We start from the raw sequence: 13,340 nt of genomic DNA, 5'->3' as shown, positions 1-13,340 counted from the left end.
TCATGACGGCAACCCCAGCGCACGCCTCGAGCGGCGCCGCGATCGAGGTGCAGGGGGTTGCGCGCTCCTTCGGCGACGTGCACGCCGTGCGCGACGCGAGCTTCACCGCGCACGCCGGGTCGGTCACGGCCCTCATCGGCCCCAACGGCTCCGGCAAGACCACGCTCATGCTCGTGCTCGCGACCCTGCTCGCGCCGGATGCGGGAACCGTGCGCATCGCCGGAGCCGACCCCGTGCGCGATGCGCGGGCCGTGCGCCAGCGCATGGGCTGGATGCCCGACGTGCTGGGCTCGTGGGCGACACTGAGCGTGCGGCAGACGCTCGAGATGACGGGGCGGTTGTACGAGCTCACGCCGGTGCAGTCCCGCGAGCGGGCGCGCGAGCTCATCGAGCTCGTGGGGCTCGAATCGCTCGCCGACCAGCCGACGCGCGTGCTCAGCCGCGGCCAGAAGCAGCGTCTGAGCCTCGCGCGCGCGCTCGTGCACCGGCCGGAGGTGCTCTTGCTCGACGAGCCCGCCTCGGGCCTCGACCCGGCGGCACGCGTCGATCTGAGGGTGCTCGTGCGGCGGCTCGCCGCGGAGGGCGTCGCAGTGCTCGTCTCCAGCCACGTTCTCGCCGAGCTCGACGAGATGGCCGACGCGGCCGTGTACCTCGACCAGGGCGTGACGGCGAGCGCCGAGCGCATCGAGTCCTCGCGTGCGGGCGCTCGCCAGTGGCGCATCCGCGCGGTCGACCCCGCGGCACTCTCGGCAGCGCTCGCGAGCGAGGGCTTCGAGAGCGTGGGTCAGGACCACCTCGGCACGCTCGTCTCGGTGGCGAGCGAGACCGACGCGGCCGCCCTGCTGGCCCGGCTCGTGAGCGCGGGCGTCGCGGTGAGCGCCTTCGGGCCCGCGGTGGGCGACCTCGAGCACACCTTCCTCGACCTGGCGCGCGGCGAACGGCCGGAGGAGGCGCGATGACCCGCTACCTCGACACGCTCGGCACGATCATCCTGCTCGAGCTGCGGCAGCGCATCCGCTCGGCCGCCTGGATCGTCCTCGTGATCGTCGTCTTCGTGCTCGTGGGCGTCGTCACGGCGATGCTCTGGGCCTCGATCTCCGCCTTCGGGGGCGACGCCGAGACGGCGGGCGTCTACTCGACCATCATCTTCTTCGTGCTGCTCGTCGGCACGCTCGTCACGCCCGCCATCAGCGGGGGAGCGGTCAACGGCGATCGGGACGCCGGAACGCTCGCGACGACGCAGGTGACGCTCGCGAGTGCGCCGCAGATCGTGCTCGGCAAGTTTCTCGCGGCCTGGACGGTGGCCCTCACCTTCCTGCTCGCCTCCCTGCCGTTCCTCGTCTTCTCCGTCGTGGCGGGCGGCGTACGGCTCGACACGCTCCTGGCCTCGCTCGGCGTGCTCGTGCTCGAGCTCGGCATCGTCGCCGCGATCGGCGTCGGGCTCTCCGCACTCATGTCGCGCGCCCTGTTCTCGGTCGTGACGACCTACCTCACCGTCGCGGCGCTGAGCATCGGCACGCTCATCGCCTTCACCCTTGGCGGGCTCGCCTTCCAGTCCGAGGTCCGCTCGACCTACATCGGCGTCGACTACTCCGTCGGGGGCGAGTTCGATCCGCAGACAGGATTCCCCGAGCAGGTCGAGTGCCTTCCGCCCGAGACCTACGAGTACCTCGTGCCCCGCTTCGACTACGTGTGGGGCATCCTCGCCGCGAACCCGTACGTCGTGCTCGCGGATGCCGCGCCGACGACATTCGACAGCAACGGCAACCCGCAAGACCTGTTCGGCACGATCGCGACGGGCGTGCGGGCGGCCCAGCTCGCCCCCGAGCTCGAGATGGTCACGGACGAGTGCGCGGCGGCGCTCGCCGGCGACCTCGATCTTCTCAACGACTACGAGACGCCTCAGGAGGTCTTCGAGCGCACGGTGCCCAGCTGGTTCGTCGGCCTCCTGCTGCACCTCCTGCTGGCAGCGCTCGCACTGGGCGGTGGCATCGCGCGCACGCGCACCCCGGCAGGTCGCCTGCCGAAGGGCAGCCGGGTCGCCTGAGCGCACCGGGGGCGCCCGGGCTGCGTGACAGAATCGAGCGTATGGCCAGCCCGGTGACCCCGCCCCGCGGGATGCGCGACATCCTGCCCGCCGACAAGGCCCGTCGCGAGCGTGTGCTCGCGACGGTGCGCGGCGTGTACCGCGCGCACGGCTTCGACGAGATCGAGACTCCCGTCATGGAGGACGCCGATCGCCTGCACGCGGGCCTCGGCGGCGACAACGAGAAGCTCGCGTTCGCGGTCATGCGGCGCGGTCTGACCGTGGATGACCTGCGCACGGCCGAGTCGCCTCTCGAGCTCGCCGACCTGGGTCTTCGGTTCGACCTCACGGTGCCGCTCGCGCGCTTCTACGCGAGCAACCGCGGGCAGCTGCCGACCGTGTTCCGGGCCATTCAGGTGGCGCCGGTCTGGCGGGCGGAGCGCCCGCAGAAGGGCCGCTACCGCCAGTTCGTGCAGTGCGACATCGACATCATCGGCGAGCCGGGCATCATCGCCGAGGTCGAGCTCATCGCGGCGACCTCGGCGGCGCTCGACGCCCTGGGTATCCCCGACTGCAGCATCCGCGTAAACGACCGTCGCCTGCTCACGGCGTGGCTCACGCGGCACGGCGTGCCCGCGACGCTGCAGCCGCAGGCGCTCATCACGATCGACAAGCTCGACAAGCTCGGCGTCGACGGTGTGGTCGACGAGCTCGTCACGCTCGGTGTCGCGCACGCACGCGAGCTGTTCGAGGCCCTTGCCGCCGATGAGGGCGACTCGTGGAGCCTGCTGCAGAGCCCCGCGTTCGACGGCAGCCCGGCCCTCGACGATCTGCGCGCACTGCGCGAGGCGCTGCCCGAGCTTCCGCTGCAGTTCGACCCGTTCCTCGTGCGCGGCATGGGCTACTACACGGGCCCGATCTTCGAGGTCGCGCACCCGCAGCTCGGCTACTCGCTCGGCGGCGGGGGCCGCTACGACGGCATGATCGGGCGGTTCCTCGGCAGCGAGGTGCCCGCGACCGGCTTCTCGCTCGGCTTCGAGCGCCTCATCGACCTCGTGCAGCTCACCGAGACGGGGGGCGCCGAGGATGCGGCTCTCGTCTACGACCGCGAGGTCGCCCCCGCGACGATCGTGGCTCTGCAGGCCGCCCTCGTCGGCGAGGGCGCCCGCGTGCGGTTGCTGAAGCGGCCCAAGAATCTGCGGGCCGCTCTCGAGCAGCTCGAGGCGGAGGGCTTCTGCCGCTTCGCGCCCGTGGCGCGCGAGGCCGCACCCGACCCCGCGCTTCTCGACTGGCGTAGGCTCGGAGCCGCAGATTCGACCACCACCGAAGGAGACTGACCCGTGGCAGCTATCGAGGCCGTTGGAGCCCGTGAAATCCTCGACTCGCGAGGCAACCCGACCGTGGAGGTCGAGGTCCTGCTCGATGACGGGACGGTCTCGCGCGCCGCTGTTCCCTCCGGCGCGTCGACGGGCGCCTTCGAGGCGTACGAACTGCGTGACGGCGACAAGGGCCGCTACCTCGGCAAGGGCGTGCTCAAGGCCGTGGACGCCGTGCTCGACGTGCTCGGCCCGGCCGTGGACGACCTCGACGCGAGCGACCAGCGCCTCGTCGACGCCGCTCTCATGGACGCGGACGGCAGCGACAACAAGTCGAAGCTCGGTGCGAACGCCATCCTCGGCGTCTCCCTCGCCGTCGCGAAGGCCGCAGCCGACTCGGCCGACCTTCCCCTGTTCCGCTACGTCGGCGGCCCCAACGCCCACGTGCTCCCCGTGCCGATGATGAACGTCATCAACGGAGGCTCTCACGCCGACACGGGCGTCGATGTGCAGGAGTTCATGATCCTGCCGGTCGGTGCCGAGAGCTTCACGGAGGCCCTGCGCTGGGGCGCAGAGACGTATCACGCGCTCAAGGGCGAGCTCAAGGCCGGTGGCTTCTCGACCGGTCTCGGCGACGAGGGCGGCTTCGCCCCCGACCTTCCCGGCACGAAGGCCGCGCTCGACTTCCTCCTCGCGGCGATCGAGAAGGCGGGATTCACACCCGGCACCGACATCGCGCTCGGGCTCGATGTCGCGGCGACCGAGTTCTACTCGAATGGCACCTACAGCTTCGAGGGCTCGACGCGCACGGCTGCCGAGATGGCCGCCTTCTACGCGGAGATCGTGAACGCGTACCCGCTCGTCACGATCGAGGATCCGCTCGACGAAGACGACTGGGACGGCTGGGCCTCGCTCACGACCGACGTCGGCACGAAGGTGCAGATCGTCGGCGACGACCTCTTCGTCACCAACCCCACGCGACTCGCGAAGGGCATCGCGCACGGCACCGCGAACTCGCTCCTCGTGAAGGTCAACCAGATCGGCACGCTCACCGAGACGCTCGACGCCGTCTCCCTCGCCCAGCGCAGCGGCTACACGGCCGTGCTGTCGCACCGCTCGGGCGAGACGGAGGACACCACGATCGCCGACCTCGCGGTCGCGACGAACTGCGGTCAGATCAAGACGGGCGCGCCCGCGCGCTCGGAGCGCGTCGCGAAGTACAACCAGCTGCTGCGCATCGAAGAGGAGCTGGGCGAGGCCGCCGTGTACGCGGGCCGCTCGGCCTTCCCGCGCTTCACCGCCTAGGCGGCGACATGGCCCGCCCCCCGCGCAGCGCCTCCCCGGCTCCGGCCGCGGAGGCGCTGGGGGTGGGCGCCTGGTTCCGCAACCTCCAGCTCTCCGGCTTCACCGTGACGGTCTTCCTGCTCATCGTCGCGGGGCTCGTCGTGCTCGCGCCCTCCCTGCGCATCCTCGTGGAGCAGCGCCAGGAGATCGCCGCGCTGGGGCGCACGGTCGCCGAGCAGCAGGCTGCGATCGAGGATCTCGAGATCGAGATCGATCGGTGGCAGGACCCTGCGTACATCGAGGCGCAAGCGCGCGGTCGACTGCTGTACGTGTACCCGGGCGACATCAGCTATCTCGTGATCGACGACGGCCTCACTCCCCCCTCGGATGACGGTCAGCCGATCAGCGACGAGATTCAGACGACGCGCGTCGACTGGACGCGCGCCCTGCTGTCGTCGTTCGTCACGGCGGGCCTCACCGACCTGCCAGCCGACTCTCTCGTCTCGCCCGCGTTCGAGGGGGCGCAGTGAGCCGGCCCCCGTTCGCACCCTTCAGCGAGGGCGACGTCGCGCTCGTGAGCGCGCAGCTCGGTCGCCCGGCGCGCGACGTCGTCGGCATTCCCGCCCGCTGCGTGTGCGGCGCGCCCACGGTCGTCGCCACGCGGCCGCGGCTGTCGAACGGAACACCCTTCCCGACTCTGTACTACTTGAGCCACCCCGCGGCGACGGCGGCTGTTTCCCGACTCGAGGCCGACGGCCGCATGGCCGAGTTCACGGCGATGCTCGCCGATGACTCGGAGCTCGCGGGGCAGTACCGCGCCGCTCACGATGCGTATCTGGCCGATCGCGGGCAGCTGCTCGAGGTTCCCGAGATCGACAACTACTCCGCGGGGGGCATGCCGACGCGGGTCAAGTGCCTGCACGCCCTCGTCGGCCATTCCCTGGCTGTGGGGGCTGGCGTCAACCCGATCGGCGACCGCGCTCTCGCAGAGTGCGGCTGGACCCCCGAGGTGTGCGCGTGCACTCCCGACCTGCGCGGCTCCTAGCGCGCCTGCTCGTGCTCGCCGTGGCGAGCGCGGGCGCTCTCGCGCTCGCTCCCGCGCCCGACGCGCGCGCCGATTCCATCAGAGACCTCCAGTACTGGCTCGACGAGTATGGAATCAGCGAGGCGTGGCAGGTCACGCGAGGCGCGGGCGTCACGATCGCGGTCATCGACTCGGGCGTCGATGCGACGCATCCCGACCTCGCGGGCGCCGTCATCGGGGGCACGGATGTCTCAGGGCGCGGTGCTGACGACGGCACGCGACCGGTGAGCGGAACGGGTCGCACCCACGGGACGATGGTCGCCTCGTTGGCGGCCGGTCGCGGGAGCGGACCCACGAGCGGCGTCATCGGTGCGGCCCCCGCGGCCTCGCTGCTGAGCATCTCGCTCGCCTTCGGATCAGGGGAGCGCAGCGCCGACGCGCAGGTCGCCGAGGCGGTGCGCTGGGCCGTCGACAACGGCGCCGACATCATCTCGCTCTCCCTCACCCGCAACACTCTGGGCTGGCCGGAGAGCTGGGACGACGCGTTCGGCTACGCCGAGGAGAGGGACGTCGTCGTCATCGCGGCGGCGGGCAACCGGGGCAGCGGCACCGAGTCGGTGGGGGCGCCGGCGACGATGCCGGGGGTGCTCGCGGTCGGCGGCGTGGACCGCTCGGGCGTGGCGAGCGACAACGCCTCCTCGCAGGGCATCACGATCGGGGTCATGGCACCGAGCGAGCAGCTCGTGGGCGCCGTGCCGGGCGGCGGGCACGCCCTGTGGCAGGGCACGAGCGGGGCCACGCCGATCGTCGCGGGCATCGCGGCGCTCGTGCGCGCGGCGCATCCCGAGCTCGATGCCGCGAACGTCATCGAGCGCATTCTGCGCACCGCCCGCCCCGCGACGCCCACGGTGCCTGATCCGCTCTACGGCTACGGCCTCATCGACGCGCGCGCAGCGGTGGGGGCGAACGTCGCTCCTGTTGCGAGCAACCCGCTCGGCAGTCTCGCCGAGTGGGTCGTCGTGCACCGTCGAGCGGACGCCGACACCGTCGCTGCCGACCTGCCCCCCGCGCGCGAGCCGATCGCCCGCGGCTCGGTCGCGAATGACCCCCTTGCGGATGCCCGGCCCGCGATCGCCGCCGCGGCACCCGTGCTGCCGGTCGTCGGCCTGCTTCTCGGCCTTGTGCTCCTCGTCGTGGGCGCGGTCGTCGCGGGTGCCGTGCAGTTCGCCAGGCGCACGCCGTCGGAGTAGATTAACCGGGTTCCCCCAATCAAGGAGTGTTTTTCTCGTGCCCAGAATTCTCATCGTCGGTGGAGGCTACGCCGGGTTCTACACCGCTCTGAAGCTCGAGAAGTGGCTGCGCAAGGGTGAGGCCGAGGTCGTTCTCGTCGACCCGCTGCCGTACATGACCTATCAGCCGTTCCTGCCCGAGGTCGCGGCAGGCTCCATCGAGCCGCGTCACGCGGTTGTCTCGCACCGGCGCCACCTGAGGAGCACGCGCGTCATCACGGCCAAGGTGTCGGGTGTGAACCACGCGAGCAAGACTGCCACGATCGAGCCCGAGGTGGGGGAGACCTTCGAGCTCGACTACGACCACGTCGTCATGACCGCCGGCTCCGTCTCGCGCACGTTCCCCATTCCCGGTGTGGCCGATGAGGCCATCGGCATGAAGTCGATCGAGGAGGCGGTAGCGGTGCGCGACCGTCTCATCGACAACTTCCACCGCGCCGCCCTGCTGCCGGCCGGGCCCGAGCGCGATCGCCTGCTCACCGTGGTCGTGGTCGGCGGCGGTTTCGCCGGCATCGAGACCTTCGCCGAGCTGCGCAGCCTCGCGAGCGCCCTGCTGCGCGATCACCCGCAGCTGACGATCGACGACACGCACTTCCACCTCATCGAGGCGATGGGCCGCATCATGCCCGAGGTGTCCCTCAAGACGAGCCACTGGGTTCTCAAGAACCTCGCCCAGCGCGCCGCGATCGTGCACCTCGAGACGCAGCTCACGAGCGCTGTCGACGGGCATCTCGAACTGTCGACGGGCGAGAGCCTCGAGTCGGATCTCATCATCTGGACGGCGGGCGTCATGGCCAACCCCGTGCTGCGCGGCACCGACCTGCCGGTCGACGAGCGCGGTCGCCTGCGTGCGCAGCCCGACCTGCGCGTGATCGACGACAACGGCGTCGTCGACGCCGCGTGGACCGCGGGCGACGTCGCCGCGGTGCCCGACCTCTCAGGCGGCGGTGTCGGAGGGTTCTGTGTTCCGAACGCGCAGCACGCCGTGCGTCAGGGCAAGCAGCTCGCGAAGAACCTCGTGGCCGTCTTGCGCGGTGAGGACCCGAAGGACTACGAGCACAAGAACCTCGGCGCCGTCGCCGGCCTCGGCATCGGCTACGGAGCCTTCCAGTCGGGCAAGTTCGCCGTCACGGGCTTCCCGGCCTGGATCATGCACCGCGGCTATCACGGCCTCGCGATCCCCATGTGGGAGCGCAAGCTGCGCGTCGTCGGCGACTGGGTCGGCAACTTCGTGCTCGGGCGCGACAACGTGAGCCTCTCCGCGCGCGAGGAGCCCGCGGCGTACTTCCAGGAGTTCGCCGCCCGCCCCAAGGGCTGAGTGCCCGTGGACGCAGGTTATGCGTCCACGCGCGTGCGGAGTACCCCGGCTGGGATTTGAACCCAGACTGAAGCGATTTTAAGCCGTCCGCGTTTGGGGATAGCCAGGGACACCGTGGGAGATCCGCGGAACTCGTGGGCGCGGAATCCCGGGCGAAGCTCGGCGACCGAGGGATACCGACGGATACCGGCGGATAGCCGAAACTCGGAGGGGTTATGCGGAGGGGTTGCTCAGGCTTGCAGACGCTGAGCGACGAGTTCGTTTGGGTTTCGAGGGTGCGTCGAGCTGAATCGCGAGCTGGTTGCTCGACGCAGCTTCTGCAAATCGTTCAAAGAGCCGTTTCTGGCGCTCGAAGTCCGTAGGCACCTTCCGGAACCCGAAGATGCCGTCCATGACCTTGTCCAACGCCGCGTGCGCGGCCAGCAGAGCCTTCGGCATCGTCAGTGGGTTGTAGAGTCGCGCGAGTGAACCGGGGTTCGCTTGCCGCGCGGCCAGGACGGCCTTGCCAGCCTCGATCAGCTTCTTCTTCTCCGCTTCAGACAGCGCACGGAGTGGGAAGGTATTCCACACCGTGGTGTTGGAGAAGCTCGGGTCAGACTTCAAGCGGCCACCCACCGACTTCTGCCAAGTGATAATCATGCTCGTGGACGCGATCGCGAACTGTAACCCACTCGCGTCGGGCACCGAGTAGATCTTCATCCCGATGATCGTGCTTGGCTCCAGGTATCCAACCGTCATGTACATGCGGTTGTCCGTGAAGGTTTGCGGAATCGCCAGGAACCGCTCCTTCGGCTGGCGGACTTCACCGAACAGAGTGGGAGTGAGGGCGAGCTTCTTCGTCGCCTTGCGGTCGCTGTTCTGCCTCTTGTCGGCGAGGGCTTTGACGCGATTCTTGAGGAACGCAGACTTGGCGATGTCGTCTGGGTCGGCTCCATCGAGCCAGAGGCAATACCGAGACAGCGCGTTGATGAAATCCTCACCGTTGGCAAACCGCTTGATGTACTTCTTGGCGATGGGATCGGCCATGGCCTCGGCGAACGAAGCGTCATCCAAGATCAGTTGCTTGAAGTCGATTGGATTGTTGCCGCTGGACACCGTCGCGAGATCGGGTGCAACCGGCGTTGTCACAGGGCGAACGAAGTTCTCCTCCATATCGAGCAGGTATGCATTGACATACGTCGCGACGATCTCCTCGGGCTGACCCTTGCCGGTCTTGTACACGAACAAGCGCGGGCTACTTTTCCCCTTGTCGAAACCGACGATCACGCAGTGAACCGCAGCGGCCCCGAAGGCTTCGGACTGCCATACGAAGGTGCGGTGCGCAAACGAGATGCGCCACCCGTCGCGATAGATCGGTTCGAAGAGTTCCGCAACCGACGAGCCCATGACAATCGAGTTCGTCGTTACGAAGGCGAACCGGGACTGATCCTTGCCCTTCAAATACCCAAGCGACTTAGCGTGCCAAGCAGTCACGAAGTCAAGGTTGCCGTTGTAGTCCTTGCCCCAGGCGGCCTTGAGCGACTCGACCTCTTCTTTGCTGCGCTCCTTGTGCCCGTGGAATGGTGGGTTGCCGAAGACGAACGTCCTCGGCGTGGCGACCACGGCGTCGTTCCAGTCATTGATGAGTGCATCGCCATGCAGGATGTGCGCCGACTCTCCGATGGGCAGTATCTCCGGCGGCTCACCAATCTCCCCCAGCCGCTGAGTGATCTTGTGCTGCATCAGGAACATCGCAGTCTCGGCGATCTTCACCGGCCACCAGTTGAGTTCAATCCCGCCGAACTGGTCGGGCTGGACTTGCAGCCCCCATGTGGGGTCGAGGGCGTAGTCCTCCTCGCCCTTCAGCTCCCGGACGCGTTTGATGATGCGAAACTCGATGTCGGCCATTTCGCGGTACGCGACGATCAAGAAGTTTCCTGCGCCGCAAGCAGGGTCCAGGTATCGATAACTCCCGATCTCAACCCGCAGTTTCTCGAGTTCGAGTGACGACCACCACCAGCGCTGCAACCGATCTTCGAGGTCATCGAGAAACAACGGACGCAACACCTTCAGGATGTTCGTTTCTGTCGTGTAGTGCGAACCAGACTTTCGCCTCTCTTCGCGAGACGACATGCCTTGGAACAGGCTTCCGAATATCGCGGGCGAGATGTCAGACCAATTGATCTCAGTCGCGACTATCAGAGCGTCACGCATCTTCTTGTCGAAGAACGGGATGCTGACTCGTTTGCGGAACAGACCGCCGTTTACATAGGGAAACGCTTTCAGCTCATCGGGAACCTTCTTACGATCCTCGGTGTCAAGCACTTGGAACAGAGTCGCAATGGCCGAGCCGACATCCGACCCGTCAGCCGAGGTTCGGTTCTTTACGTACGACTCGAACAGACCTGGCTCCCAGAGCCCCACGACGTCATCTCCGTAAAGCAGGAACAGAAGGCGAGTCATGAAGATCGCAGCATCTTCGGCGGCCTCTGAGTTGTCGTCTGGTTCGATGTCTCCCAACAGTGCCTCATGGAGCTTGCCCATCTCCCGAGCGGCCTTGATGGACACCGCTTCGGCCTCTCCGCTGAGTCTCTTGGGAGCCTCATAGCCTGCAAGGAAGGCGAACCGCTGGACGTACTTGGGGAGGTCCCGCAACTGGAACTCAAGCGGTGGATCGTCTGACTCAAGATCAGTCAGCACGATCCTGTCGAAGTCAGCGGAGATCACATATCTTGGAGCCTCGTGAGCGGCAATGTCGCCGCCTTCCAAGTAGTCGAAGGCCTGCGAAGTGCCTTTGCCCGCATCCTTGCCGAGGCTCTTGTGCTCGGCAATCATCACCCCAGGCATGAACACGTCGATATTGCCGTCGCCGCCAGTCGAAGCTCGGCGCGCTCGGCGCTCGAAGATGGCCAACCTCCGACGTTCCACCCCGAAGACTTCGAAGAATGCATTCCACCAAGACTGAGCCTCGGCTCGTTCCCGGGATTCGCCATTCCAGTCCGCAACGAACTTTCGCGCGCGGGATTGCATCTCGGTGAGCGAGATGGGCTTGGGTGTGGAGTTCTGCGCTGGCACGTCTTCACATTACTGAGGGCTTGTCTGCAATCGAATGCTACGCGCCGAATCGGGTCAGTCGCGTTTGCGTCTAGCGTTGCGGTGCGGGGCGTACCGTAGGTCTGGGTGCTCGTTGAATGCCTACGTTGCGCTGATTCGACCCCGAGTGCAACGATCGAGGAATGGATCCTGTGATCACCTTCGCCCTCTGGGTAGTCGGGTTGGCGGTGGTTGCCGCCGGTGTCACCGGAGTGAAGAGCGCTATAGACAAACGCGCCGGGATGGGCGAGTGGGCCGAGCATGGACCGAATCCCTCGAAGCAAAGGATCGCGCACGTAGAACATTCGCGTGAGCTCTACCGATCGGCCGTTGCCGCGATGGTGGAAGGTCGTGCAACCGATGCTCAAGCTCTGTGGAGACAATCAGCTGATCTGGGACACCTGCCTGCCTACACCGGGCTTGGTATCGTCGAGATTCTTGAGGGTAGGTCATGGGGCACCACCGCGCATTGGCTCCGGGCCGCCGAGGGCGGTGATGTTGCGGCCCAGATCCTGCAGGAGCTCAAGGGCGCCGAGGTTATGACCAAATACGGACACGACGCGCCTCCGATTACTGCGAGCGAGTTTGCTATGGCTTTCCTCCGGGCGCAAAACCGAAGCGACCTGGACTCCCTACACACCGTTATCGGGACTGCTTTGCACCTTGGCGAAAAGGAATTCGCGAGTGAGTGGGCGCGAACTCGCGACATCATGAAGATGAATGCAAGCAGGCGCGAGCGATACGAGTGGGGAATCTGAGGGGCGGCCACCGCCTTCGCCGCGCGCTCGGTGCGCGGACGCACGCATCGCCTAGCCGCGTCCGGCAAATATGGCAGGCCAGTGCGCCGGTGTGGGACGGGCAGATACTCATCTGCCACCTGTTAGCTACGCTCTTTCTCCCGGCCCTGCAGCGGCTTGGCATCCCGCACATGCGCTGGCATGACCTACGGCACTTCTACGCGAGCGTGTGTGCATCCGAGGGCATCGACATCCACGACGTGTCAGTCTGGTTCGGGCACGCCAACGTGTCGATCACGCAGAGCACCTATGTGCACCTCTTCAAGCGCTCGGCACTCTGACGCGATGAGCAAGCTGGACGAAGCCGCCTCGGTGCCCTCTATCACCCCGCTCCGCGGAATCGGTTAGGAGCTACTGCGGCGGTCCGACCTTGGCCATAGTGTCGTCCATCTCATACGCAAGTTCCAAGAGCTTCTGGGTGAACATCGCAACGTCGAGCGCCGAGTCTTTCCCGACTGGAACTAGCTCATGATTGGCCTCGTTGCCGACTTCGCGGATTCGGTCAATCCATGGCTCCATGCGCTTAGTGACGATCCCCTCCGCAATGAGGTGATCGACGCACTGAGCAAAGTTGGGCGCTCGGTCCTTTGCATCCTTCTCTGGCAATCCATGGGACACCGCGACGTGCATCAGAAGCTTGCGACAGAGCATGACAGCCGCCGAGTGCGCGCCGACCCCAAGACATTCGCGCACCTCTTTCCAAGTGTCCAGCTCGGCTCCCGTCACCCCCGACGGAATCCTTAGTGGCCGCAGAGGCGGTGAGACCACGTCGTTGTTTACAGCGAGAGCGAGACCGCACTGAATGCAGCGCAACCAGGCCTTGCTTATGGGCGTAGTCCTCGCAATGACCATGAACTGATGGGCACCGCATTCTGGGCAATCGCCCTGTACGAATGCATTCGACGATCCTGTGCTGAACGAGCTACCAGTGGAGGCCACGACAACGTCGTCATACGGATTTGTCATGACCCCATGATGGCCGAGGCTACCGACATATGGAGGAGAACGCTCGCCGTGGTCGCCGAGCAACTCGCCGAGCTCGCCCGAGGGGTTACGGAGGGGATTGCCGCATAGCTCGGCCCACAGAGAAGGCCCGGTGTCACTGAATGCCCCAGTGATTCCGGGCCTTTTCGCTGTGCCCCGGCTGGGACTCGAACCCAGACTGAAGCGATTTTAAGTCGCCTGCCTCTGCCAATTGGGCTACCGGGGCCTGC

12 protein-coding genes and 1 tRNA gene are annotated in these 13,340 nt (G+C 66.9%); 10 read left to right on the top strand and 3 right to left on the bottom strand.

The genetic code is table 11. The features are described 5' to 3' along the window. The first annotated feature begins 2 nt into the window (after nt 1-2). From FK219_RS02440 to FK219_RS02405, 8 genes are read left to right on the top strand one after another with little or no spacing between them, the layout of a single operon-like run. Nucleotides 3-959, top strand: coding sequence for an ABC transporter ATP-binding protein (locus FK219_RS02440; protein WP_152582116.1), 957 nt, complete (start codon nt 3-5; stop codon nt 957-959). Next, nucleotides 956-2,047, top strand: a complete 1,092-nt coding sequence (locus tag FK219_RS02435; RefSeq protein WP_152582115.1) for an ABC transporter permease — start codon at nt 956-958, stop codon at nt 2,045-2,047. The genes FK219_RS02440 and FK219_RS02435 overlap by 4 nt, the downstream gene beginning before the upstream one ends. A gap of 41 nt (nt 2,048-2,088) precedes the next feature. After that, the gene (gene hisS / locus FK219_RS02430) at nt 2,089-3,363 is read left to right on the top strand and encodes a histidine--tRNA ligase (RefSeq protein ID WP_152582114.1); all 1,275 of its coding nucleotides are present in this window, start codon (nt 2,089-2,091) and stop codon (nt 3,361-3,363) included. Nucleotides 3,364-3,366: 3 nt separating this feature from the next. Then, complete coding sequence (gene eno, locus FK219_RS02425) at nt 3,367-4,647, top strand: phosphopyruvate hydratase (RefSeq protein ID WP_152582113.1); 1,281 nt, start codon at nt 3,367-3,369, stop codon at nt 4,645-4,647. A gap of 8 nt (nt 4,648-4,655) precedes the next feature. After that, nucleotides 4,656-5,156, top strand: coding sequence for an FtsB family cell division protein (locus FK219_RS02420; RefSeq protein ID WP_152582112.1), 501 nt, complete (start codon nt 4,656-4,658; stop codon nt 5,154-5,156). Further along, nucleotides 5,153-5,671, top strand: coding sequence for a DUF501 domain-containing protein (locus tag FK219_RS02415; RefSeq protein ID WP_152582111.1), 519 nt, complete (start codon nt 5,153-5,155; stop codon nt 5,669-5,671). The genes FK219_RS02420 and FK219_RS02415 overlap by 4 nt, the downstream gene beginning before the upstream one ends. After that, nucleotides 5,644-6,900: a S8 family serine peptidase gene (locus FK219_RS02410; RefSeq protein ID WP_328821574.1), complete on the top strand. Its 1,257-nt coding sequence runs from the start codon at nt 5,644-5,646 to the stop codon at nt 6,898-6,900. Before FK219_RS02415 ends, FK219_RS02410 begins: the two co-directional genes overlap by 28 nt. A 37-nt stretch (nt 6,901-6,937) precedes the next feature. Next, entirely contained in the window at nt 6,938-8,257 is a 1,320-nt protein-coding gene (locus FK219_RS02405; protein ID WP_152582110.1) for an NAD(P)/FAD-dependent oxidoreductase, read from the top strand. A 213-nt stretch (nt 8,258-8,470) separates the two neighbouring features. Here FK219_RS02405 and FK219_RS02400 read toward each other — a convergent pair whose 3' ends face one another. After that, complete coding sequence (locus FK219_RS02400; protein WP_152582109.1) at nt 8,471-11,311, bottom strand: class I SAM-dependent DNA methyltransferase; 2,841 nt, start codon at nt 11,309-11,311, stop codon at nt 8,471-8,473. 161 nt (nt 11,312-11,472) lie between these two features. On the opposite strand from FK219_RS02400, the gene FK219_RS02395 reads away from it, so the two are divergent. Both FK219_RS02395 and FK219_RS14055 read left to right on the top strand, forming a co-directional pair. Next, nucleotides 11,473-12,087, top strand: a complete 615-nt coding sequence (locus tag FK219_RS02395) for a hypothetical protein (protein ID WP_152582108.1) — start codon at nt 11,473-11,475, stop codon at nt 12,085-12,087. Then, nucleotides 12,018-12,407 carry a tyrosine-type recombinase/integrase gene (locus FK219_RS14055; RefSeq protein ID WP_328821573.1) on the top strand — a complete coding sequence of 130 codons (390 nt, stop codon included), beginning with the start codon at nt 12,018-12,020 and terminating at the stop codon, nt 12,405-12,407. Before FK219_RS02395 ends, FK219_RS14055 begins: the two co-directional genes overlap by 70 nt. Before the next feature lie 70 nt (nt 12,408-12,477). On the opposite strand, the gene FK219_RS13890 is transcribed toward FK219_RS14055, so the two are convergent. Next, on the bottom strand, nt 12,478-12,852 hold the full coding sequence (locus FK219_RS13890) for a DUF4145 domain-containing protein (protein ID WP_165638015.1): 375 nt from the start codon (nt 12,850-12,852) through the stop codon (nt 12,478-12,480). A gap of 410 nt (nt 12,853-13,262) precedes the next feature. Continuing rightward, nucleotides 13,263-13,336 (bottom strand) — tRNA-Leu (locus tag FK219_RS02380). Nucleotides 13,337-13,340 lie beyond the last annotated feature (4 nt).

It is taken from the genome of Microcella pacifica (genome assembly GCF_009371975.2).
In the GTDB taxonomy this organism is placed as follows: Bacteria; Actinomycetota; Actinomycetes; order Actinomycetales; family Microbacteriaceae; genus Microcella; species Microcella pacifica.
Note: the sequence above shows the minus strand (reverse complement) of the source record. Positions and strands in the feature narration are given on the sequence as shown.